At 66.0% G+C, this 25,060-nt stretch carries 1 protein-coding gene (only partly in view); it reads right to left on the bottom strand.

Annotated elements, in window-relative coordinates; translation table 11 throughout:
* Nucleotides 1-25,060, bottom strand: partial view of an Ig-like domain-containing protein gene (locus B9Z51_RS19015; RefSeq protein ID WP_108375285.1) — the 5' portion only. Its footprint begins 8,009 nt before the window's first position; the window shows 25,060 of its 33,069 coding nt (coding positions 1-25,060); the start codon lies at nt 25,058-25,060; its stop codon lies off the left edge, out of view.

Genomic DNA, 25,060 nt, shown 5'->3' with positions numbered 1-25,060 from the left:
CCGAGTAGGGATCGGCGTAAGGCGCAGAGACGATCAGGTCGTCCAGGCCGTCACCGTTGACGTCGCCACCACCGCTGACCGAGAGGCCCAGGTAGTCGTTGGCATTGCGGCCGTTGATGGCAAAACCTTGCACCGAGGCCGGGGCCGAGGTGGCCGACAGCGAGAAGGTGGACAGCTCGATGTTGCTGGTGGCGGTGCGGCCAAAGACCACAAAGGCGCGGCCCGAGTTGGCTTTGGTGTTCGGGTCGGCATAGGGGTCAGAGACGATGAAGTCGGCCAAGCCGTCACCGTTGACATCACCGGCACGCGAGATGTTGCCCAGCGCATAAGAGTCGTTGCTGAAACCTTTGTGGCTGATGGCAAAGCCTTTGGCGCCGCCCGCATCGAGTTCGGACAGGCTGATGGTGGCGCCGTCGGTGCGGCCAAACACGACCCAGCCTTTGCCCAAGTTCGCGCCCGATTGGGGGCCGCTCATCAACACGTCTTCATAACCGTCGCCGTTGATGTCGCCAATCACGGTGACCGCGCCCACCTTGGTGTCGGCACCTTCGATGACAAAGCCATAGGCGGCGGTTTCTGGGGCGTTGGCGGTGGTGACGCCATTGAGGTTGAACCAGCCGTCCACTTCGAACTGGTAGTTGACCGTGAGTTCGGTGGACGGGGCCGAGATGGCGCGGCCGCGCTGGATTTGCGCATACACCGGCACATCGCCTGTGGGCTGTTGGCGGATGACGTCAAACGGCACCACGATGTCCACATAGCCGTTGGTGATGTCGGCGGCGGTCAGCGAGTAGTCTTCGACCGAGGTGTTGCCCCAGGTGACCAAGACCAGGTTGCCTTCTTTGGCTTCCAGTTCGGCGCCCTTGGACTCTTGCGGCAATTGCACGCGCACCACGGTGCCGTTGCGGATGACTTCGCTGGTGTAGAGCGTGTTGTCGACCGTGGTCTTGACAGCACCGGTGGTTTCGTTGATGGCGTATTTCGCCTCGGCAATACCGTCGATGACGCTGGTGTTGCCTGGTTTGCCCGCCACGTCCCACGCAATGTTGCTGATGGTGGGGGTGCTCGGTGTCATGTCGATGCCGATCATGTTGTCGGCCGACTTGGCCAGCAAGGAGGCAGACGACAGGTTGCTCGACAGCAGTTCGGTGCGCAATGGCAACTGATCCAGCTCGTTGAGGTTGACCATTTGGGCCGAGACCACCGACTTGGGCACCGACACGATGATCTTGCCGCTTTCCACATTGCCTTTGGCGTCGATCACCAGGTCCTGGATGGTGTAGCCCGCACCGGTGTAGGTGCCTGTGGCCGACAGTTCAAACGGACCGTAAGCCTGGGTGCCGAAGTAGAACTTGACTGCGTTCTTGAGCACGGCGCCGGTCATGGCCAGGTCGATCTGGATGTCAATGGTCGAGCTGGGCAGGCCTGCGCGTTCGGCAGAGCTGATGGCCTGGTCGCCTTGCAGCACGCCGTAGTCCATGTTGACGGGCGGTGCGAGGAAGATGCGGCCTGCAGCGTTGACCAGCACTTGCTGCTTGAGCAGCATGTTCTGGATGACGCGGTAGGTGGTGCCGTTGTTGTCCACGGTACCGGCAAAGAACCAGCGGCCGTCCAGGCGCACGTTGTCGTTGTCAGCCGCGTCGATCAGGATCTGGCGGTTGTTGTTGATGTTGTCCCAACCGGCGGCCAGCGGGATGGCGCCCTTCATGGTGCTGACGTAGTTGGTCCAGCCCGAGGCGGTGTTGTAGACGTTGGCGTTGCCCAGCTGGTCCACATCGGTCTCGTTGATGATCAGGTTGTTGCCGCCCCGGATGTCGATGCGCTCGACGCTGTCCAGCGCCACGCCTTCCACGGTGGTCAGGTCCAGCGTGAGGCCGGTGCCGTCGAACTTGAGGGTGTCCAGACCCGTGCCGCCGTTGATGCGGGTGATGGCTTGGCTGGTGCCCGATGCGCCCAGTTTGGCGATGTTGTCGGCGTTGAGCACAAAGGTGTCGTTGCCACGGCCGCCGAACATGACATCGGCGCCGCCGCCACCGATGAGGGTGTCGTTGCCGTTGCCGCCCACCAGCTGGTTGTTGCCGGTGGTGCCTGTCAGGGTGTCGTTGCCTGCGGTGCCCAGGGCGTCGCCTTGGGCCGCCTTGAACACGCCCACGGTGGCTTCGCACATGCCGCCGTAGATGACGTATGTCTTGCCGAAGTCTTTGCCGTTCACGTTGTCGGCCTTGGGCGCGCCGATCAGCACGTCGTCAAAGCCGTCGCCGTTGATGTCGCCATACGACAGGGTGGTGGCGATGTCTCTGAAATCGATATAAGGGGCGCTGAAGCCCAGCAGATCGCCCGCGCATTCGCCACGGATGATGAAGCCGTGTTTGTGGATGTCGCACAGGTTGACCTGTGTGGTGTCGGTTTTGCCGTAGACCACATACACCGCGCCCGAGTCATTGCCTGCGGGGTTGAGGCGGTCGTCATAGGGGGCTGCGACCAGCATGTCGGCCAGGCCGTCGCCGTTGAGGTCGCCTGCGCCCCAAACCGCCATACCGGCGTTGTCGCCGTTGGATGCACCTTGGATGGAGAAGCCGCCCTGCCCTTGCATGTCGGCCGTGAGGTTGCCCTTGAGTGGGCCGATGTTGCTGGTCTGGACGTTGCCCACGGTGCTCTTGCCAAAGACCACATAGGCTTTGCCGACGTTGTCGTTGCCGTTCACGTCGCCGCCCATCGAGCCGACGATCACGTCGTCATAGCCGTCACCGTTGACGTCGCCTGCCGCAGCCACGCTGGCACCAATGTAGTTTTTATTCATGCCGCAAGCGCCGTAGATGGCAAAGCCCTGCGTGCTGGTGCCGTTGGCGATCTTGTCGATGCGCAAGGCCGAGCTGTCGGTCTTGCCGTACACCACATAGGCTGCGCCACCGTCCTGGTCCCAGTTGGCGTCGGCATCACGGCGCGGCGCGCCAATGATCACGTCTTCCAGGCCGTCACCGTTGACGTCGCCTGCGCTGGCCACGGACCAGCTCTGGTACATGTTGCCGAATTTGGTGCTGCCCACGATGGCATAACCGCCGGTGCCCATGAAGGCGTCGACGCGACCCGTGCTGGCGTTGTTTTTCGGGGCAATGCTGCTCAGGTCCACCGTGGTGCCGCTGGTCTTGCCGAAGACGACGTAGGTTTTGCCGTTGTTGGTGGCGCCACCGGTGTCGGCAAAGATGGAGCCGACGATCAGGTCGTCCAGGCCGTCGCCGTTGATGTCGCCACCACCGCCCACGGTCAATCCGGAATGGTCTGAGCCGTATTGGCCGTTGATGGAGAAGCCCACGGTACTGCTTTGCGCGCCCGACAAATGCATGTCGGTCAGGTTGATGGCTTTGCTGTCGGTCTTGCCGAAGATCACGTAAGAGCGGCCTGTATCGTCCTTGTTCTTGTAGATGTCGTAGTTGGCGCCGACGATGAAGTCGGCCAGGCCGTCGCCGTTGACGTCGCCTGCGGCTGCGGCCACGCCCAGGGCAGTGGGCGAGTCGCCGCCCATGATGGTGCTGGGGGTGTTGGCCAGGTTGTTGTTGACCACAAAGCCGCCCACACCGTTTTCGATGGCTTGCAGGTTGATGGCGCCGGGGTTGGACGCGCCGAAGACCACCCAGCCACGGCCCTGGTTGGTGCCGGTGGTGTCGTCCCGCGAGGCGCCGATGAACATGTCTTCGTAGCCGTCGCCGTTGACGTCGCCAATGGCCACGATGGTGCCCATGCGCTCGGCGGTGCCGGTGAGGGCCGTGCCGTAGGTCGGGTTGACCGGGGCGTTGCCGGTGCCTGCACCGGTTTCGAACCAGTTGTCGATTTCAAAGCGGTAGTCGATGGTGACCAGCGGGCTGACGGCCGAGCTGTAGTTGCCGCGTTGCAGCTGAGCGGACACGGTGACCATGCCGGGCGCTTGCGAGCGGATGGTGTCGAAGCCGACGACAAAGTCCACGTAGCCGTTGGTGATGTCGGCTGCGGTGATGTTGTAGGTCGGGGTCTTGATGCTGCCCCAGTTGAGCAGCAGCTGGTCGCCCGCTTGGGCCACGAGTTCGTCGCTGGTGCCGCCGGTGCCGGTGAAGTTGTAAGGCAGTTGCACGCGCACGGGGGTGCCGGCGCGGATGACTTCCCAGGTGGCCAGGGTGTTGTCGAGCACGGTGGTGACGGTGCCATCGGTGGGCTCGACCGCGTACACGGCCTCAGGCACGGCGGCCAGATCGCCCGTGGCGGCGCTGGCCAGGGTGGGTGTCCAGGCCTTGGCGCCGATGGCGAACACGGGCGCGGTCATGGGGCGCGCGACGTTGGTCACGGCCATGTCGGCGATGCTGGCGGCGTCGTTGCCTGCGGCGTCCTGGATGGCGCCGGTGTCGTCGGCGCTGGTGGCGTCGGTGTAGCTGACTTTGACGGTCTGACCGGCCAGGTTGGCGGCGGTGTCTCCAGTGCGGGGGCCAATGATCTGGTTGGCCAGGGTCAGGGTGACGGTCTTGTCGGCGTTGACGGTGACAGCGGTGACGGTGTCGGCCACGCCGTCGACCATCACCTTGAAGCCTGCGGCCAGCGGGGCGTGGGCCACGTCCAGGGCTTGGTTGTAGGTGAGGACCAGGCTGTAGCCGTCTTCGCTGGTGGTGGCGCTGACAAAGGTGGGTGTGATGGTGTCGATGTTGGCGGTGGCCGCTGCCGAGACGCTGCCGATGGCGGTGCTGCCGTCGGGCTGGAAGAGTTGCACGGTGACGCTTTGGCCCGTGACTTCTTTGTTGGCCAAAGAGGCTGCGGGCACGAGGATGCTGGCGGTGCCTGCGGTCACGTCGGCGGCGGTGATGGTGTAGCTGATGACTTCAGCACCCCAGTTGAGCTTGAGCACTTGGCCTACTTGCGGTGCGCTGCCTGCGATGTTGACCACCACGGGCGAACCGTTGAGCGATTCGCTCAGGTTGATCACGTCGCCCGAGGTGCTGGCCGATTCGGGGATGGACGAGATGGACAGCGGCCCGGCGATGATGACTTCACCGGTGCTGATGTCGGTGCGTGCCACGCCCGAGGCGGTGGCCGTGACGTCCACGCTGTAGGTGCTGCCTGCGGTCAATGGCGTGCCAAACGCGGTGTTACCGTCCAGACTCCAGGTGCCGTCGGCGCTGTTGTAGGTCAGGCCCGCTGGCGAGCTGGTGCCGCCCACGGTGAGGGCAAAGGTGCCTTTGTTGCCGCCGTTGCTGTCTTTGACGACCACGTTCAAGGTGTCGCCGTTGGCCAGCATCAAGGGGGTGCCGGGGTTGCTCGGGTCGATCTTCTTGGCCGCACCGCTGATGGTGGGCGTGAGGTCGCTGGTGACCAGGTTGTTCACGGTGGGCACGTCGGCCGGCGCGATGTTGACGTCGAGCTTGTTGTTGGTGTCGGGCGTGGCGGGCACACCGGCCAGGCTGCTGACGCTGGCGCTGACGGGGTAGCTGGCGCCGTGGTTGAGCAGCTTGGCGTCGGCTTCGGGCACGGTGAAGGACCAGGTGCCGTCGGCAGCCACGGTGATGCTGCTGTAGGACTTGCCGTTGAGCGTGACGGTGACTTGCTGGCCGACCGCAAAGGTGCTGGTGCCCGAGATGACGGGCAGTGTGGCCACGGTGGCGGCGGGCACATAGGCGCCATTGGCGTCGTAGGTGCCTGCACCGCGTTCGGCAGCGTTGAACAGACCGGCCAGAGCCGTGGTGTCGTTGACGGCGTCACCGGCGATGCTGGTGATGGCAATCGTGGGCGTGTCGGTGTTGACGTTGATGTTTTTCACCGGGCTGACCGCGCTGACGTTGCCTGCGATGTCTTCGAGCTGGATGCTTACGGTGTGCGCGCCACCGACCAAAGGCGTGACCGGGGTGACGGTGCCGGTGACCGGGTCGTAGGTGGAGGCCACGGCCGCGCCATCGACCAGCAAGATGACTTTGGCGACGCCGTTGGCATCGGGCAAGCCGGTGCCTGCGGGCAACACGTTCAGGCTGAAGCTCGGTGTGGTGTCGCTGGTCACGCCGTCGGTCTGGCTGCTGCCCAGGTCGCTGGCCGCCGTCATGGTGGGGGCTGCGGGCGCGTCAGGCTTGACCGTGTCGATGACCACGGACAGCGCCGGGCTGGCCGGGCTTTCGGCACCGGTGCTGGTGACGTAGCTGTAGGTGATGCTGTGCTTGCCGTCGAGTACGGCGGCGGTGGGCGTGATGCTGCCGGTGGCCGCATCGTAGGTGGCGGCGGTTTTGACGCCGTCCACATACAGGAAGACGTTGCTCACGGTGGACGGCATGGCCGTGGCCCCTGTGGGCAGCACGCTGAAGGTGGGCGTGTTGTCGTAAGTGTTGTCGTCGCTGGTGCTGACACCGGCAGAGTCGCTGGCGGCGGTCAAGTCGGGCGGGGTCACGGGCGCGGCGGGGGCCGTGCTGTCGATGACCACGGTGACGATGGCGCTCGGGGCACTGATGTTGCCTGCCAAGTCCACAAAGGCGTAGCTCAGTTCGACCGAGCCGTTGGGCAGCGGGCTGGTGGGCGTCAGGGTGTGGTTGACCGCGTCGTAAGTGGCGGCGATCTTGGTGCCGTTGGCGTACATGACGACACCGGTCACGCCTGCCGGGAAGGTGGCGATGTCCAGCGTCGGTGTGGTGTCGCTGGTGATGCCGTCACCCAGGGTGCCGGTGTCGCTGGCCGCGTTGATGGTGGGCAGCGCGGGCAGGGCCGGGGCGATGGTGTCGATGGTGACGGGCAGCTCGGGGCTTTGGGCACCGATCAGGCCTTTCGCATCGACATAGGCGTAGGTGATTTTGGCCACGGCATTGGGCAGCGGCGTGGTGGGCGTGAGCGTGTTGGTGGCGGCGTCGTAGGTGGCTGCCACTTTGACGCCGTCCACGTACAGCACGGCACTGACCGAGCCTGCGGGCAGCGGTTCCAGGGCCATGGTGGGGGTGGCGTCGTTGGTGTAGTCGTCGGTGGCAAAGTCGCCGCTGTCGCTGGCGGCCACCAGGTCGGGCGGTGTCAATGGCGTGGCCGGTGGCGTAGGCGCCTTGATGGTCAGCTCGGTGCTGGTGGCGTCGGTGCTGGCGTTGCCTGCGGCGTCGGTGACCACAGCCGTGACCGAGTAGGTCTGGCCGTCGACCAGTGCTGCCAGGGTGCCCGAGACGGGAACAGCCGCGCCAGAGCCGTTGAGCTGCAGCGTCCACTGGCCTGAGTTGTCGGGCTTGACTTCGTAGGTGGCGCCGTTGACGGTGACGGTCATGACCTCACCGGATTGCAGCGCCTTGGTGCCTGCGGAGCCTGTCAGGAGGATGGTTGCGCTGGCTTCGGTGACTTGACTGACCACCGTGGGCATGTCGGGCGCTGTGCTGTCGATGGTGACCGGCAACGGTGCGGGCGCGCTGGTCTGGCCCGTCGTGTTGGTCTGCGTCATGCTGTAGTTGTTCAGGCCTTCAGGCTGATCGGTGGTGGGCGTGATGCTCCACTTGCCTTGCGCATCGACCACGGCGGTGCCAATGAGGCCGCCTTGTGGGTCTTTGATGGTGATGGTGTTGCCAGGGGTGCCGGTGCCGCTCAGTGTGGGCGTCTTGTCGCTGGTGGTGCTGTCGCCCTTGGTGCCGCTGTCGCTGATCGGGTCGAGCACGCCGGTAGGCGCTGCCGGGGCAGTGGGGATGGCGGCGACGATGGTCAGCTCGGTCGTTGTGGCGTCGGTGCTGGCGTTGCCAGCGGCGTCGGTGACGACGGCGGTGACCGAGTAGGTCTGGCCGTCGACCAAAGCGGCCAGGATGCCGGATGCGGGCGTGGCCGCGCCGGTGCCGGTGATCGGCAAGCTCCAGTGGCCGGTGGCGTCGGGTGTGACGTTGTAGGTCGCGCCGTTGACGGTGACCGTCATGCTCTCACCTGTTGGCAGTGCGCTGGTGCCCACGGCGCCGGTCAGCACGATGGTCGCGCTGGGCTCAGCCGTCTGGCTAAGCACGGTGGGCACAGACGGCGCTGTGGTGTCAATGGTGACGGGCAACGGTGCGGGCACGCTGGTCTGGCCCGTCGTGTTGGTCTCCGTCATGACGTAGTTGTTCAGGCCTTCAGGCTGCGGCGTGGTGGGCGTGATGCTCCACTTGCCTGCTGCGTCCACCACGGCGGTGCCGATGGTGGCGCCCGAGGCGTCCTTGATGGTGATGGTGTTGCCGGGGGTGCCGGTGCCGCTCAAGGTCGGTGTGTTGTCGTTGGTGGTGCTGTCACCTTTGGTGCCGCTGTCGCTGATCGGGTCGAGCACGCCGGTGGGCGCTGCGGGCGCCGATGGTGTGGCGGCGTTGATGGTCAGCTCGCCGGTGGTGGCGTCGGTGCTGGCGTTGCCTGAGGCGTCGGTGCTGACCGCTGTCACGGCGTAGGTTTGGCCATCGACCAAAGCAGCCAAGGTGCCCGATGCGGGCGTGGCTGCGCCGGTGCCTGCAATCGGCAAGGTCCAGTGACCGGTGGCGTCAGGCGTGACGTTGTAGGTGGCGCCGTTGACGGTGACGACCAGGGTTTCACCAGCGGCCAAAGCAGCTGTGCCTGCGGTGCCCGAGAGCACGACAGCAGAGGCGCTGGTGGTTTGGCTCACGACGGTCGGCACTGCGGGTGCTGTGGTGTCGATGGTGACAGGCAGCGGCGCGGGCACGCTGGTCTGGCCTGTGGGGTTGGTTTCTGTGACGCTCAGGTTGTTCAGACCTTCGGGCAGCGCGGTGGTGGGCGTGATGCTCCACGAACCGTTGGGGGCCACGACGGCCGTGCCCACCACATTGCCTTGCGGGTCAGTGATTTTGATGGTGTCGCCGGGGGTGCCAGTGCCGCTCAAGACGGGCTTGTTGACGTTGGTCGTGCTGTCGCCTTTGGTGCCGCTGTCGGTGACAGGGTCCAGGATGCCCGTAGGCGCTGCCGGGGCAGCGGGGGTGGCGGCGTTGATGGTCAGCTCGGTGCTGGTGGCGTCGGTGCTGGCGTTGCCTGCGGCGTCGGTGACGACGGCGGTGACGGAGTACTTTTGGCCGTCGGCCAAAGCACCCAAGGTGCCGGATGTTGGGGTCACAGCGCCGGTGCCGGTGATCGGCAGGCTCCAGTGGCCGGTGGCGTCAGGCGTGACGTTGTAGGTGGCACCGTTGACGGTGACGACCAGGGTGTCGCCAGCGGCCAAAGCGACTGTGCCTGCGGTGCCCGAGAGCACGACGGCAGAGGCATTGGTGGTTTGGCTGACGACGGTGGGCACAGCCGGGGCGGTGGTGTCGATGGTGACAGGCAGCGGCGCGGGCACGCTGGTCTGGCCTGTGGGGTTGGTTTCTGTGACGCTCAGGTTGTTCAGACCTTCGGGCAGCGCGGTGGTGGGCGTGATGCTCCACGAACCGTTGGGGGCCACGACGGCCGTGCCCACCACATTGCCTTGCGGGTCAGTGATTTTGATGGTGTCGCCGGGGGTGCCAGTGCCGCTCAAGACGGGCTTGTTGACGTTGGTCGTGCTGTCGCCTTTGGTGCCGCTGTCGGTGACAGGGTCCAGGATGCCCGTAGGCGCTGCCGGGGCAGCGGGGGTGGCGGCGTTGATGGTCAGCTCGGTGCTGGTGGCGTCGGTGCTGGCGTTGCCTGCGGCGTCGGTGACGACGGCGGTGACGGAGTATTTCTGGCCGTCGGCCAAAGCACCCAAGGTGCCGGATGTTGGGGTCACAGCGCCGGTGCCGGTGATCGGCAGGCTCCAGTGGCCGGTGGCGTCAGGCGTGACGTTGTAGGTGGCGCCGTTGACGGTGACGACCAGGGTTTCGCCAGCGGCCAAAGCAGCTGTGCCTGCGGTGCCCGAGAGCACGACAGCAGAGGCGCTGGTGGTTTGGCTCACGACGGTGGGCACAGCCGGGGCGGTGGTGTCGATGGTGACAGGCAGCGCCACGGGTGCACTGCTGTTGCCAGCAGGGTCGGTTTCGACCACGCTGAGGTTGTTCAGGCCCTCTGGCAGTGGCGTGGTGGGCGTGATGGCCCACGAACCATTGGGATCGACCATGGCTGAGCCAATCACGTTGCCTTGCGGGTCGGTGATCTTGATGGTGTCACCGGGTGTGCCGGTGCCAGTCAAGATGGGCTTGTTGATGTTGGTCGTGTTGTCACCCTTGGTGCCGCTGTCTGTAGATGCGGCGAGCACGCCTGTGGGTGCAGACGGACCTGTGGTGTCGATGGTCACAGGCAGCGGTGCGGCGGGGCTGACGTTGCCGGCCGGGTCGGTGGCGGTCATGGCCAGGTTGTTCAGGCCTTCAGGCAGCGGTGTGGTGGGTGTGATGTTCCACTTGCCAGCGGCGTCGACCACGGCGGTGCCGATGACGTTGCCCGCAGCGTCCTTGATGGTGATGGTGTCACCGGGCGTGCCGGTACCGATCAGGTTCGGTTTGTTGATGTTGGTGGTGCTGTCGCCTTTGACACCGGAGTCGGTGATCGGGTCGAGCACGCCTTGTGGGGCCAGCGGGCCAGTGGTGTCGATGGTCACGGGCAGCGGTGCAGCGGGGCTGACGTTGCCGGCCGGGTCGGTGGCGGTCATGACCAGGCTGTTGAGGCCTTCGGGCAGCGGTGTGGTGGGGGTGATGTTCCACTTGCCAGTGGCGTCGACCACGGCAGTGCCGATCACGTTGCCCAGCGGGTCTTTGATGGTGATGGTGTCACCCGGTGTGCCGGTGCCGATCAGGTTGGGCGTGTTGTCGGTGGTGATCTTGTCGCCCTTGACGCCGGAGTCGGTGGTCGGGTCGAGCACGCCGGTGGGTGCAGACGGACCTGTGGTGTCGATGGTCACAGGCAGCGGCTTGGCGGGGCTGACGTTACCGGCCGGGTCGGTGGCCGTCATGCTGTAGTTGTTCAGGCCTTCGGGCTGGGGCGTGGTGGGCGTGATGCTCCACTTGCCTGCGGCATCGACCACGGCGGTGCCGATGACGGCGCCAGACGCATCCTTGATGGTGATGGTGTCACCGGCGGTGCCGGTGCCGCTCAAGGTGGGCGTGTTGTCGTTGGTGGTGCTGTCGCCTTTGACGCCAGAGTCGCTGATGGGGTCGAGCACGCCGGTGGGCGCTGACGGACCTGTGGTGTCGATGGTGATGGGCAGCGGTACGGCAGGACTGACGTTGCCGGCCGGGTCGGTGGCCGTCAGGCTGTAGTTGTTCAGGCCTTCGGGCTGGGGCGTGGTGGGCGTGATGCTCCACTTGCCTGCGGCGTCGACCACGGCGGTGCCGATGACGGCACCAGACGCATCCTTGATGGTGATGGTGTTGCCGGGCACGCCGGTGCCGCTCATCGTGGGCGTGTTGTCGTTGGTGGTGCTGTCGCCTTTGGTGCCGGAGTCGCTGATGGGGTCAAGCACGCCCGTGGGGGCCACGGGGGCCACGCTGTCCACCACGATGGTGATGGGCAGGCCTGCGCTGAGCACGCCGCCGGTGGGGCTGGTGGCGGTGACGCTCAGGGCGTTGATGCCTTGTGGCAGCACGGTGGTGGGCGTGGCCGACCAGGTGCCGTTGGCGGCGACCACGGCGCTGGCAATCACCAGGCCTTGGGCGTTGCGCACTTCAACGATGTCACCGGCGGTGCCGGTGCCGCTGAGGGTGGGCGTGGTGTCGTTGGTGGTGTTGTCTCCCACGGTGCCGCTGTCGCTGACGAGGTCGAGCATGGCCGTGAGGCTGTGCGGTGCGGGCGGCGCGCTGACGCTGAACGCCAAGGTGTTGTTGGCTTCGGCGCCGTCTTTGTTGAGGCTGCCTGCGGTGTCGGTGAACTTGTCGCTGGCGACCACCAAGGTGGCGTTGAGCACACCGGCTGTGGGCGTGAAGGTGGCGGTGTAGGCCAGCGGGTTGGTGGGGCTCAAGGCCAGGTTGCTGAGCGTGCCGCCGGTGACGGCCACGTCAGCCAAGGTGAAGTCCAGCGTGGGTTCGCTGAAGGTGAAGGTGACGGTGCCGGTCTGGCCTTGGGCCAGCAGCGACTGCGTGGTGCTGAGCGCCACGGTGGGCAGCCCGGTGTCGATGACCACGGGCAGCGGTGTGACGGGGCTGGACAGGCCTGCGGGGTTGGTTTCGACCACGCTGAGGTTGTTGGTGCCTTCGGGCAGCGGTGTGGTGGGCGTGATGCTCCACTGGCCGTTGGGGCCGACGGTGGCGGTGCCGATCACGTTGCCCGAGGGGTCGGTGATCTTGATGGTGTCGCCCGGAACACCCGTGCCCGTGAGGACCGGTTTGTTTTGGTTGGTGATGAGGTCGGTGGGCGAGCCGCTGTTGCTGGCCGGATCAATGCTGGCAGGTGGCGCCAGCGGGGCCACGGGGGCGGTGCTGTAGCTCAGGTTCAGGGTGTTGTTGGCCTCGGCGCCGTCGGTGTTGAGGTTGGCAGCGGCGTCAGCGAACTTGGCGCTGTCCACATGCACGCTGGCGGTGGTGGCACCGGCGGTGGGCGTGAACGTGGCGGTGTAGACCAGCGGGTTGGTGGCGCTTGGCGTCAGGGCGCCCAGCGTGCCGCCGGTGACCACGATGTCGGCCAGCGTGAAATCGGCGCTGGCTTCACTCAGGGTGAAGGTAATGGCCGAGGTCTGACCGCTGGTCAAGGCGGTGGCCGGTGTGCTCAGCGCAATGGTGGGCGCTGTGGTGTCCACCGTGACGGTGAACGGTGCCGGTGGGCTGACCTGACCCGAGGGGTTGGTCTCGGTGATGGCCAGGTTGTTGATGCCTTCAGGCAGCGGCGCGGTGGGCGTGACTTGCCACTGGCCGTTGGGGCCGACCACTGCCGAGCCGATGACGTTGCCAGCGGGGTCGGTGATCTTGATGGTGTCACCGGGAACGCCCGTGCCGCTCAAGGTGGGCTGGGGCTTGTTGGTGAGCTGGTCGGTGCCCGAACCGCTGTTGCTGGCCGGGTCGATGACGGTGCCAGCAGGCGCTGCGGGCGCCACGGGGGCGGCGTTGACGCTGAAGGACAGCGCGTTGTTCAACTCTGCGCCGTCTTTGTTGAAGTTGGCGGCAGCGTCCGAGAACTTGTCGCTGGTGACCAGCAAGGCGGCGCTGGTGGCACCGGCTGCGGGCGTGAGCACGGCGGTGTAGACCAGGGGGTTGGTCGGGCTTTGCACCAGGTTGCTCAAGGTGCCGCCAACTGCCGTGACGTCGGCCAGCGTGAAGTCGGTGGTGGCTTCACTCAGGGTGAAGGTGACAACGCCAGTTTGGCCTGAGGCCAGCACGGCTTGCGCGGTGCTCAAAGCAATGGTGGGCGCTGTGGTGTCGATGGTGACGGTGAACGGAGCCGGTGGGCTCACCTGGCCCGAGGGGTTGGTCTCGGTGATGGCCAGGTTGTTGATGCCTTCGGGCAGCGGTGATGTGGGCGTGACTTGCCATTGGCCGTTGGGGCCGACGACGGCAGAGCCGATCACGTTGCCTTGCGGGTCGGTGATCTTGATGGTGTCGCCAGGCGTGCCGGTGCCGTTCAGGGTGGGCTTGGTCTGGTTGGTGAGCTGGTCGGTGCCCGAGCCGCTGTTGCTGGCCGGGTCGATGGCGGTGCCTGCCGGTGCAACGGGCGCCACAGAGGGTTGGCCCAGCGTGAAGTTGAGCGTGTTGTTGGCTTCGGCGCCGTCGGTGTTGAGGTTGGCGGCGGCGTCAGCGAACTTGGCGCTGTCTACATGCACGCTGGCGGCGGTGGCACCGGCGGTGGGCGTGAAGGTGGCGGTGAAAACCAGCGGGTTGGTGGCGCTTGGCGTCAGGGCGCTCAGCGTGCCGCCGGTCACGGTGATGTCGGCCAGCGTGAAATCGGCGCTGGCTTCACTCAGGGTGAAGGTGATGGCCGAGGTCTGGCCGTTGGTCAAGGCGGTGGCCGGTGCGCTCAGCGCAATGGTGGGCGCTGTGGTGTCGATGGTGACGGTGAACGGTGCGGGAGGGCTCACCTGACCCGAGGGGTTGGTCTCGGTGATGGCCAAGTTGTTGATGCCTTCAGGCAGCGGCGATGTGGGCGTGACTTGCCACTGGCCGTTGGGGCCAACGACGGCCGAGCCAATCACGTTGCCTTGCGGGTCGGTGATCTTGACGGTGTCGCCAGGCACGCCCGTGCCGCTCAGCGTGGGCTGGGGCTTGTTGGTGAGCTGGTCGGTGCCCGAGCCGCTGTTGCTGGCCGGGTCGATGACGGTGCCTGCAGGCGCTGCGGGCGCCACGGGGGCGGCGTTGACGCTGAAGGACAAGGCGTTGTTGATGTCGGCGCCGTCTTTGTTGAGGTTGCCTGCGGCGTCAGCGAACTTGTCGCTGGTGACCAGCAAGGCGGCGCTGGTGGCACCGGCGGCAGGGGTCAGGATCGCGGTGTAGACCAAGGGGTTGGTCGTGCTTTGCACCAGGTTGCTGAGCGTGCCGCCCATGGCGGTGACGTCGGCCAAGGTGAAATCGGCGCTGGCTTCAGACAGGGTGAAGGTCACCAGGCCGGTTTGGCCCGTGGCCAGCACGGCTTGCGCAGTGGAAAGCGCGATGGTGGGCGCTGTGGTGTCCACGATGACGGTGAACGGTGCGGGTGGGCTGACCTGGCCTGCGGGATTGGTCTCGGTGATGGCCAGGTTGTTCGTGCCTTCAGGCAGCGGTGCGGTGGGCGTGACTTGCCACTGGCCGTTGGGGCCGACGACGGCAGAGCCGATCACGTTGCCTTGCGGGTCGGTGATCTTGATGGTGTCGCCGGGCGTGCCGGTACCGTTCAGGGTGGGCTTGGTCTGGTTGGTGAGCTGGTCGGTGCCCGAGCCGCTGTTGCTGGCCGGGTCGATGACCGTGCCTGCCGGTGCAACGGGCGCCACGGAAGGCTGGCCCAGCGTGAAGTTGAGCGTGTTGTTGGCTTCGGCGCCGTCGGTGTTGACGTTGCCTGCGGCGTCCGCGAACTTGCTGCTGTCCACATGCACGCTGGCGGTGGTGGCACCGGCTGTGGGCGTGAAGGTGGCGGTGTAGACCAAGGGGTTGGTCGTGCTTTGCACCAGGGCGCTCAAGGTGCCGCCGGTGACGGTGATGTCGGCCAGCGTGAAATCGGCGCTGGCTTCACTCAGGGTGAAGGTGACGGCGGCGGTTTGGCCTGTGGGCAGCGCAGTCAAAGCGGTGGACAGGGCAATCGTGGGCGCTGTGGTGTCGATGACCACGGTGAACGGTGCCGGTGGGCTGACCTGGCCTGCGGGGTTGGTCTCGGTGATGGCCAGGTTGTTGATGCCTTCAGGCAGCGGCGATGTGGGCGTGACTTGCCACTGGCCGTTGGGGCCAACGACGGCCGAGCCAATCACGTTGCCTTGCGGGTCGGTGATCTTGATGGTGTCGCCAGGCACGCCGGTACCGGTCAGGGTCGGGGTGGTGTCGATGGTGAGCTGGTCGGTGCCCGAGCCGCTGTTGCTGGCCGGGTCGATGACCGTGCCTGCAGGCGCTGCGGGCGCCACGGGGGCGGCGTTGACGCTGAAGGACAAGGCGTTGTTGATGTCGGCGCCGTCTTTGTTGAGGTTGCCTGCGGCATCCGCAAATTTGTCGCTGGTGACCAGCAAGGCGGCGCTGGTGGCACCGGCGTTGGGGGTGAACACAGCGGTGTAGACCAGCGGATTGGTCGGGCTTTGCACCAGACCGCTCAGCGTGCCGCCCATGGCGGTGACGTCGGCCAGGGTGAAGTCGCTCGTGGCTTCACTCAGGGTGAAGGTGACGATGCCGGTCTGGCCGCTGGCCAGCACGGATTGCGCGGTGGACAGCGCGATGGTGGGCGCTGTGGTGTCCACGATGACGGTGAACGGTGCCGGTGGGCTGACTTGGCCTGCGGGATTGGTCTCGGTTAGGCCCAAGTTGTTGGTGCCTTCGGGCAGCGGTGCGGTGGGCGTGACTTGCCACTGGCCGTTGGGGCCGACGACGGCAGAACCGATCACATTGCCTTGCGGGTCGGTGATCTTGACGGTGTCGCCAGGCGTGCCTGTGCCATTGAGCGTGGGCTGGGGCTTGTTGGTGAGCTGGTCAGTGCCGGAGCCGCTGTTGCTGGCCGGGTCGATGGCGATGCCCGATGGGGCTGCGGGCGGCGTGGTCGAGCCGAAGTTGAAGGTCAGCGTGTTGTTGGCTTCGGCGCCGTCGGCGTTTTGGTTGCCTGCGGCGTCAGAGAACTTGGCGCTGTCCACCTGCACGCTGGCGGTGCTGGCACCGGCTGCGGGGGCAAAGGTGGCGGTGTAGACCAATGGGTTGGTCGTGCTTTGCACCAGGGCGCTCAGGGTGCCGCCGGTGACGGTGATGTCGGCCAGCGTGAAATCGGCGCTGGCTTCGCTCAAGGTGAAGGTGACGGTGGGGTTTTGGCCCGCGTTTTGAACGCTGGTCAGTGCGATGGTGGGCACGACGCTGTCGATGACCACGGGCAAGGGCACGGCGGGGCTGACGTTGCCAGCGGGGTCAACCTGGGTGATGGCCAGGTTGTTGGTGCCTTCAGGCAGCGGTGTGGTGGGCGTGACGTTCCATTGACCGTTGGGGCCAACGATGGCCGAGCCAATCACGTTGCCCAGCGGGTCGGTGATCTTGATGGTGTCGCCGGGCGTGCCGGTGCCGCTCAGGGTCGGCGTTTTGTCGGTGGTCAGGTTGTCGGTGGTCGAACCGGTGTTGCTGCTCGGGTCGAGCACGCCGGTGGGAGCGGACGGCAGGGTGTGGGTGTTGGTGGAAGGCTGCACCAGTCCATCGGTGCCCTGGAAGTCCACCACCTTGTCGGTGTTGACTTTGGTGGCGGGGAAGCTGACGTTGAAGACACCTTGGGCGTTGGCCGTGGCTTGCAGGGTGCTGCCGTCGGGCAAAGTCACGGTGACGGTGCTGTTAGGCAGGGCCGAGCCGGTCAGGTTGACGGTGGAAGCCGTGATGTTTTGTGCGGTGACGACGATGTCGCCCAGCAGCCAGCGGTTCAGCGCTGTGTCGACCAGGAAGGTTTGTTCGGTAGCGCCGCTGTTGGGGGCCTTGAGGGCCGCCAGGGCGTTGAGGCGGCCGGTGTCCATCAGGGCCGCGCCGGTGGTGCTGAGCGTGCCGCCAGCCAGCAGTTCAGTTTGCAGGGCGTCCAGGCTGGCGTCGATGTTGCCTTTGGCGCTGTCCAGGCCCGAGAGTTTGGCCAGCACCAGGCCGTATTTTTCACCGTCGGTGAGGATGACCACGCCATTGGCGTCGTAGCGGTTGGTGGCGGTGAAGGTGGCGCTGTTGGTGAGGGTGGGGTCGGCGGTGATGTCGACACCGGCCATGCCCAGGGCCTTGGCCACGTTGGCGTTGGCGGCGTTGATGGCGGCGGCGCTGCTCAGTGGCGTGGTGGCGTTGTCGGCAATGCCTGCGCTGCGCACGGCCAGTTCGGTGACGGGCGTGATGTTGACGGTCAGGGTTGCGCTTTGGTCTGCGGCCACGGTGAAGTTGGCTTGGCCGACGTCGGCCACGGCCTGGGCGCGCAAGGTGGTGTCGAAGGACTTGCCGGTGGCAGAGACTTCGTCGATGTAGTTGATGGCGGTGCCGTTGGCGTCAATGACTTTGACCAGCACAGGGCCACGGTAGCTGCCACGGTTGGCGGCCGAGATGCTCCAGGAGCCATCGGCGGCCAGCACGGTTTGGCCCAGCAAGGTGCCGGTGTTGTCGTAGACGAACACGTCTGCACCGCCGGTGACGCTGGTGGTGGTGGAGGTGACGCTGGGGTTGTTGGTCACGCTGGGGGTGAGCAGGCTCAGGCCGCCATCGTTTTGGGCGCCGGGAGGTGGCGCAGTGCCCGTGGCTGTGCTGTCGGTGACGGTGCCTGCGGTGGTGCCGCTGGTGGTGCCTGTGCCCGTGCCGCTGGTCACGCTGGGGTTGCCTGTCAGGCTGGGGTCGATCAGGATCAGGCCGCCATCGTTTTGGGCACCGGGAGGTGGCGCAGTGCCCGTGGCTGTGCTGTCGGTGACGGTGCCTGCGGTGGTGCCGCTGGTGGTGCCGGTTCCGGTGGTGGATGGGGTGGTGCCGGTGCCGGTGCCCGAGGCCAACACGATGGGGTTGGTGGTCAGGCTGGGGTCGATCAGGATCAGGCCACCGTCATTCACCACGCCGGGTGGCAAGGCGGTGCTGGTGCCCGTGCTGTCGGTGACGACGGTCGGGGTGGTCGTCAGCGAGGGTGTGCCCGTGCCCACAAGAATGGGGGCGGTGGTCTGTTTGGGTTGAACCAGGCTCAGCGGATCGACAACGGTGCTGGGGTCGCTGGTGGTGGGGCCTGCAAACACATGGCCACGCACGATCAGGGCGTTTGCGGTCGACGCAGCGGGCTCGATGGTGATGGGCAAGGGCACGGCCGGGCTGACGTTGCCTGCGGGGTCGATCTCGCTGATGCTGAGGTTGTTCAGGCCGGTGGGCAGGGGCACGGCCGGTGTGGTCTGCCAGGTGCCGTTGGCTTGCACCACGGCGGTGGCAATCACGTTGCCTGCAGCGTCCTTGATGGCGATGGTGTCGCCGGGCACGCCGGTGCCGCTGAGTGTGGGGGTGCTGTCGGTGGTGCTGTTGTCCCCCTTGGTGCCGCTGTCGGTGCTGGGGTCCAGGATGCCGGTGGGCGCTGCGGGGGCCAGGCTGTCGATGACGATGGGCAGCGCTGTGGCGGGGCTGACGTTGCCGGCCGGGTCGATGGCCGTGACGGACAGGTTGTTGAGTCCCTGTGGCAGGGGCTGGCTGGGCGTGACGCTCCACTGGCCGTTGGGGCCGACGATGGCGGTGCCAATCAGGTTGCCTTGCGGGTCGGTGATCTTGATGGTGTCGCCGGGCGTGCCTGTGCCGTCGATGGTGGGCGTGGTGTCGATGGTGACGTTGTCGGTCAGCGAGCCGCTGTTGCTGCCAGGGTTGATGGCGGCAGCGGGGGCCACTGGGGCCAGGCTGTCAATGACGATGGGCAGGATGGTGGCCGGGCTGGTCTGGCCGGTGGGCGTGATTTCGGTGATGGCCAGGTTGTTGTTGCCTTGGGGCAGCGGCGATGTGGGTGTGACGCTCCAGCTGCCGTTGGGGGCGACGATGGCGGTGCCGATCACGTTGCCCGCTGGGTCGGTGATTTTGATGGTGTCGCCGGGCACGCCCACGCCGGTGATGGTGGGCGTGGTGTCGATGGTGACGTTGTCGGTGAGCGAGCCGCTGTTGCTGGACGGTGCCAGGGTGCCTGCGGGTGCGGCCGGTGCGGGCACCACGGCTGCGCTGACGCTGAAGCTCAGGGCGTTGTTGAGGTCGGAGCCGTCTTTGTTGAGGTTGCCTGCGGCGTCCGAGAACTTGTCGCTGGTGACCAGCAAGGCGGCGCTGTTGGCACCGGCTGTGGGTGTGAAGGTGGCGAAGTAGCTGGTGCCCGAGCCCTGGAAGTTGCTCAGGGTGCCGCCCATGGCGGTGATGTCGGCCAGCGTGAAGTCGGTGCTGGCTTCAGACAGTGTGAAGGTGACGGTGACGCTTTCGCCGTTGCCCAGCAGGGTTTTGTTGCTGCCCAGCGCGATGGTGGGCGCCACGGTGTCGATGAAGACGGGCAGCGGTGTGGGGGGGCTGACGTTGCCTGCGGGGTCGACGGCAACGATGCTCAGGTTGTTCTGGCCCTGTGGCAGGGGCTGTGCGGGGGCGACTTGCCATTGGCCGTTGGGGCCGACGACGGTGCTGCCAATCACGTTGCCTTGCGGGTCGGTGATTTTGATGGTTTCACCGGGTGTGCCGTTGCCGCTGAGCGTGGGCTGGGTGACGTTGGTGAGGTTGTCGGTGGGCGAGCCGCTGTTGCCGCCGGGGGCGATGGCGCCAGACGGGGCCGAGGGGGCCTGGCTGTCGATGACCACCGGCAGGGGCACGGCCGGGCTGACGGCGCCCGAGGGGCTGGTTTCGGTGATGGACAGGTTGTTGGTGCCTTGTGGCAGGGGCGCGGTGGGGGTGACGTTCCACTGGCCGTTAGGGCCGACGATGGCCGAGCCGATCACTGCGCCTGTGGGGTCGGTGATCTTGATGGTGTCGCCGGGCTGGCCGGTGCCGCTGAGCACCGGTTGCGGGTTGGTGGTGATGTTGTCAGTGGTCGAGCCGGTGTTGCTGCCGGGGTTGATGCCGCCTGTGGGTGCGGGCAGGCTGCCTGACTCGATGACGACGGGCAGCGGAGCCGTGGGGCTGACGTTGCCAGCCGGGTCGATGGCGACCATGCTGAGGTTGTTGGTGCCTGTGGGCAGGGCTGTGGTGGGCGTGACGTTCCACTGGCCGTTGGGGCCGACGATGGCGGTGCCAATCACGTTGCCTTGCGGGTCGGTGATCTTGATGGTGTCACCGGGCGTGCCTGTGCCGGTCAGCGTGGGCTTGTTGTTGCTGGTGATGTTGTCGGTGGTGGAGCCGGTGTTGCTGCCGGGGGCGATGGCGCCAGCCGGTGCCGAAGGGGCCACGCTGTCGATGACCACCGGCAAGGGCACGGCCGGGCTGACGGCGCCCGAGGGGCTGGTTTCGATGATGGACAGGTTGTTGTTGCCTTGTGGCAGGGGCGCGGTGGGCGTGACGTTCCACTGGCCGTTGGGGCCAACGATGGCCGAGCCGATCACTGCGCCTGTGGGGTCGGTGATCTTGATGGTGTCGCCAGGCTGGCCGGTGCCGCTGAGCACCGGTTGCGGGTTGGTGGTGATGTTGTCAGTGGTCGAGCCGGTGTTGCTGCCGGGGTTGATGCCGCCTGTGGGTGCGGGCAGGCTGCCTGACTCGATGACGACGGGCAGCGGAGCCGTGGGGCTGACGTTGCCAGCCGGGTCGATGGCGACCATGCTGAGGTTGTTGGTGCCTGTGGGCAGCGCTGTGGCGGGCGTGATGCTCCACTGGCCGTTGGGGCCGACTACTGAACTGCCAATCACGTTGCCTTGCGGGTCGGTGATCTTGATGGTGTCACCGGGCGTGCCTGTGCCGGTCAGCGTGGGCTTGTTGTTGCTGGTGATGTTGTCGGTGGTGGAGCCGGTGTTGCTGCCGGGGGCAATGGCGCCAGCCGGTGCCGAAGGGGCCACGCTGTCGATGACCACCGGCAAGGGCACGGCCGGGCTGACGGCGCCCGAGGGGCTGGTTTCGATGATGGACAGGTTGTTGTTGCCTTGTGGCAGGGGCGCGGTGGGCGTGACGTTCCACTGGCCGTTGGGGCCAACGATGGCCGAGCCGATCACTGCGCCTGTGGGGTCGGTGATCTTGATGGTGTCGCCAGGCTGGCCGGTGCCGCTGAAGATGGGTTGTGGGTTGGTGGACATGCCACCGCTGGTGCCGCCGCTGCCGGATGGCGTGAGGCCACCCGACGGTGCGGGCAGGCTGGCGCCGCCGTCAATGATGACGGGCAGCGGCGTGACGGGGCTGACCGCGCCTGTGGGGCCGGTTTCGATGACGCTCAGGTTGTTGCTGCCTGCGGGCAGGGGCTGGCTGGGCGTGGCATTCCACTGGCCATTGGGGCCGACGGTGGTGCTGGCAATGACGTTGCCATTGGCGTCTTTGATGGTGATGGTGTCACCGGGCACGCCGGTGCCGCTGAAAGTAGGTGTGTTGTCGGTGGTGTGGTTGCCGCCGGGTGCGACCACGACGCCAGGCGCTGCGGGTGTGATGGGCGCTGGGGTGACGGGCGTGCAGGTGATGCCAAAGGAGGCGGCGTTGTTGCTCTCGGAGCCGTCCAAGTTCTGGTTGCCTGCAGCGTCGGTGAATTTGTTGCTGGAGACAAACAGCGCGGCGCTCTTGGCCGTGGCATTGGGGGTGAAGGTGGCGGTGTAGACCTTGCCAGAGCCTGCGAAGTTGGACAGCGTGCCGCCCAGCAAGGTGATGTCGGCCAGGGTGAAGTCGGTGCTGTCTTCACTCAGGGTGAAGGTGACGGTGGTGGACTCGCCTGCGGCCAACACGTTTTTGGCGCTGCTGATGGCAATGGTGGGCGGTGTGGTGTCGGCCGGTGTGACGGGCGCGACAGGTGTGCAGTCGCAGTGGATGCCCAGCGAGACGGCGTTGTTGACGTCGGAGCCGTCCACGTTGAAGTTGCCTGCGGCGTCGCTGAATTTGTAGCTGGCCACAAACAGGGCCGCGCTGCGCGAGATGTCAAACGGCGTGAAGGTGGCGGTGTAGCTGGTGCCCGAGCCTTGCAGGTTGCTCAGGGTGCCGCCCAGGCAGGTGATGTCGCCCAGGGTGAAGTCACTGCTGGCTTCAGACAGGGTGAAAGTGATGGTGGCCGTTTCGCCTTCTTCCAGCAGGTCTTTGTTGCTGGTGATGACGATGGACGGTGGGGTGCTGTCGGCAGGTGGGCAGTTGGTCTTGAGCGAGACGGCGTTGTTCAGGTCGGCGCCGTCTTTGTTGAGGTTGCCTGCGGCGTCGCTGAAGGTGTTGCTGCTCACCAAGATCATGGCGCTGGCAGAGCTGCTGCTGGGCGTGAAGGTGGCGGTGTAGACCAGCGGGTTGGTGGCACTTTGGGCAAAGCCTGTCAGGGTGCCGCCGTTGACGGTGATGTCGCTGGCCGTGAAGTCGCTGCTGGCCTCAGACAGGGTGAAGGTGATGGTGGCGGTTTCACCGGCCAGCAGGTCGGTCTTGTCGCTGCTGATGGCGATGGTGGGGGGCGCCGTGTCGGGTGGGGGGCAGTTGGTCTTCAGGGCCACGGCGTTGTTCAGGTCCGAGCCGTCTTTGTTGAAGTTGCCGGTGGCGTCGCTGAAGGTGTTGCTGCTCACCAAAATCATGGCGCTGGCGGCGCTGCTGGTGGGCGTGAAGGTGGCGGTGTAGACCAGCGGGTTGGTGGCGCTGTGGGTGAAGCCGCTCAGCGTGCCGCCGTTGACGGTGATGTCGCCCAGGGTGAAGTCGTTGCTGGCCTCGCTCAGGGTGAAGGTGATGGTGGCGGTTTCACCGGCCAGCAGGTCGACCTTGTCGCTGCTGACGATGATGGTGGGAGGTGTCAGGTCCACCGTCAGGCTGACGGTGTTGTTGGCGTCAGCGCCGTCGGCGTTTTGGTTGCCTGCGGCGTCGCTGAATTTGGCGCTGTCCACATGCACAGTGGCACCGGTCGAGCCTGCCGATGGGGTGAGCGTGGCGGTGTAGACCAGCGGGTTGGTGGTGCTGTGGGTGAAGCCGCTCAGGGTGCCACCGGTCACGGTGACGTCGCTGGCGGTGAAGTCGCTGCTGGCTTCCGACAGGGTGAAGGTGATGGTGGCCGTTTGGCCTGCGCCCAAGGCCGCTTTGTCGGCCGTGATTTCAATCACGGGGGGCGTGCTGTCAGGTGGTGGGCAGTTGGTTTTCAGCGCCACGGCGTTGTTCAGGTCGGCGCCGTCTTTGTTGAAGTTGCCTGCGGCGTCGGTGAAGGTGTTGCTGCTCACCAGGATCATGGCGCTGGCGGCGCTGCTGGTGGGCGTGAAGGTGGCGGTGTAGACCAGCGGGTTGGTGGCGCTGTGCACAAAGCCGCTCAGCGTGCCGCCGTTGACGGTGATGTCGCCGAGGGTGAAGTCGTTGCTGGCCTCAGACAGGGTGAAGGTGATGGTGGCGGTTTCGCCAGCCAGCAGGTCGGCCTTGTCGCTGCTGACGATGATGGTGGGGGGCGTGACGTCGAGGTTGAAGCTGACGGTGTTGTTGGCGTCGGCGCCGTCGGCATTCTGGTTGCCTGCGGCGTCAGTGAATTTGCTGCTGTCCACATGCACGCTGGCGGTGCTGGCACCGGCGGTGGGTGTGAAAGTGGCGGTGTAGCTGGTGCCCGAGCCTGTGAAGTTGCTCAAGGTGCCGCCGACCACGGTGATGTCGTCCAGCGTGAAGTTGCTGCTGGCTTCGGACAGGGTGAAGGTGACGGTGGCCGTCTCCCCTGCCCCCAGGCTGGCTTTGGGGCTGCTGACGATGATGCTGGGCGGGGTCTGGTCCACCGTCAGGCTGACGGTGTTGTTGGCGTCGGCGCCATCAGCGTTCTGGTTGCCTGCGGCGTCGCTGAATTTGTTGCTGTCCACATGCACGCTGGCACCCGTGGAGCCTGCGGCAGGCGTGAAGACGGCGGTGTAGATGTGCGGATCGGTGGCGCTTTGCTGGAAGCCGCTCAGGGTGCCGCCGGTGACAACGATGTCGCTGGCGTCGAAGTTGGCGCTGATTTCGCTCAGCGTGAAGGTGATGGTGGCCGTGTCCCCAGCTTTGAGGATGGACTTGTCGCTGGTGATGGCGATGGTCGGCGGCGCGATGTCGATGGTGAAGGTGGTGGCGTTGTTGGCGTCGTTGCCGTCGGCGTTGAAGTTGCCCGAGGCGTCGCTGAAGCGGTTGCTGGCCACATAGACCGCGCCGCTCATGGAGCCTGCTGCGGGTGTGAAAGTGGCGGTGTAGACCAGCGGGTTGGTGGCGCTTTGCGTGAAACCGCTCAGGGTGCCGCCCATGACGGTGATGTCAGTGGCTGCAAAGTCGGTGGCCAGCTCGCTCAGGGTGAAGGTGACGACCGCGGTCTGGCCCATGGCCAGCGCGGCTTTGTCAGCGGTGACAGCAATCGTGGGTGGTGTGGTGTCGATCTTGCACTGGATGGCGATCGAGGCGGTGTTGTTGAGTTCACCGCCGTCCATGTTGTAGTTGCCCGCCGCGTCGGTGAAGCTTTCGCTGGCAATGAAGATACCGGCGCTCAGCGACTTCGGGTCGGGCGTGAAGGTGGCGGTGTAGACCAGCGGGTTGGTGGGGCTTTGCGTGAAGTTGGTGAGCGTGCCACCCATGACACGAACGTCTTCGGCGGTGAAGTTGCTGCTGGCCTCGCTCAGGGTGAAGGTGATGATGTCGGTGTCACCGGGGCGCACACGCGCTTTGGTGTTGCTGATCATCACTGTGGGGGCCGTGCTGTCGGCCGGGGCATCGGCATTGCACAGCAGACCGATGCTGAATGACGAACCGTTGTTCATGTCGGCGCCGTCTTTGTTGAGGGTGCCAGCGGCATTGCTGAAGGTGTCGCTGCCGACCATCACAAAGGCGCTGGAGACGTTGGCGCTGGGCGTGAAAGTGGCGCTGTAGCTGGTGCCGCTGCCGGTGAAGTTGCTGAGCGTGCCGCCGACGGCGGTGACGTCAGAGGCGGCGAAATTGGTGCTGGCTTCACTGAGCGTGAAAGAGAGCGTGGCGATTTCGCCTACAGCCAGGTTGGCTTTGCTGGATGTGATGGCGATGAAGGGGTTGGTCAGGTCGTTCAT

This window comes from Limnohabitans sp. T6-5 (genome assembly GCF_003063315.1).
Classification (GTDB): Bacteria; Pseudomonadota; Gammaproteobacteria; order Burkholderiales; family Burkholderiaceae_C; genus Limnohabitans_A.
The sequence above is the reverse complement of the archived record's forward strand: the minus strand, read 5'-3'. Positions and strand labels throughout refer to the sequence as shown.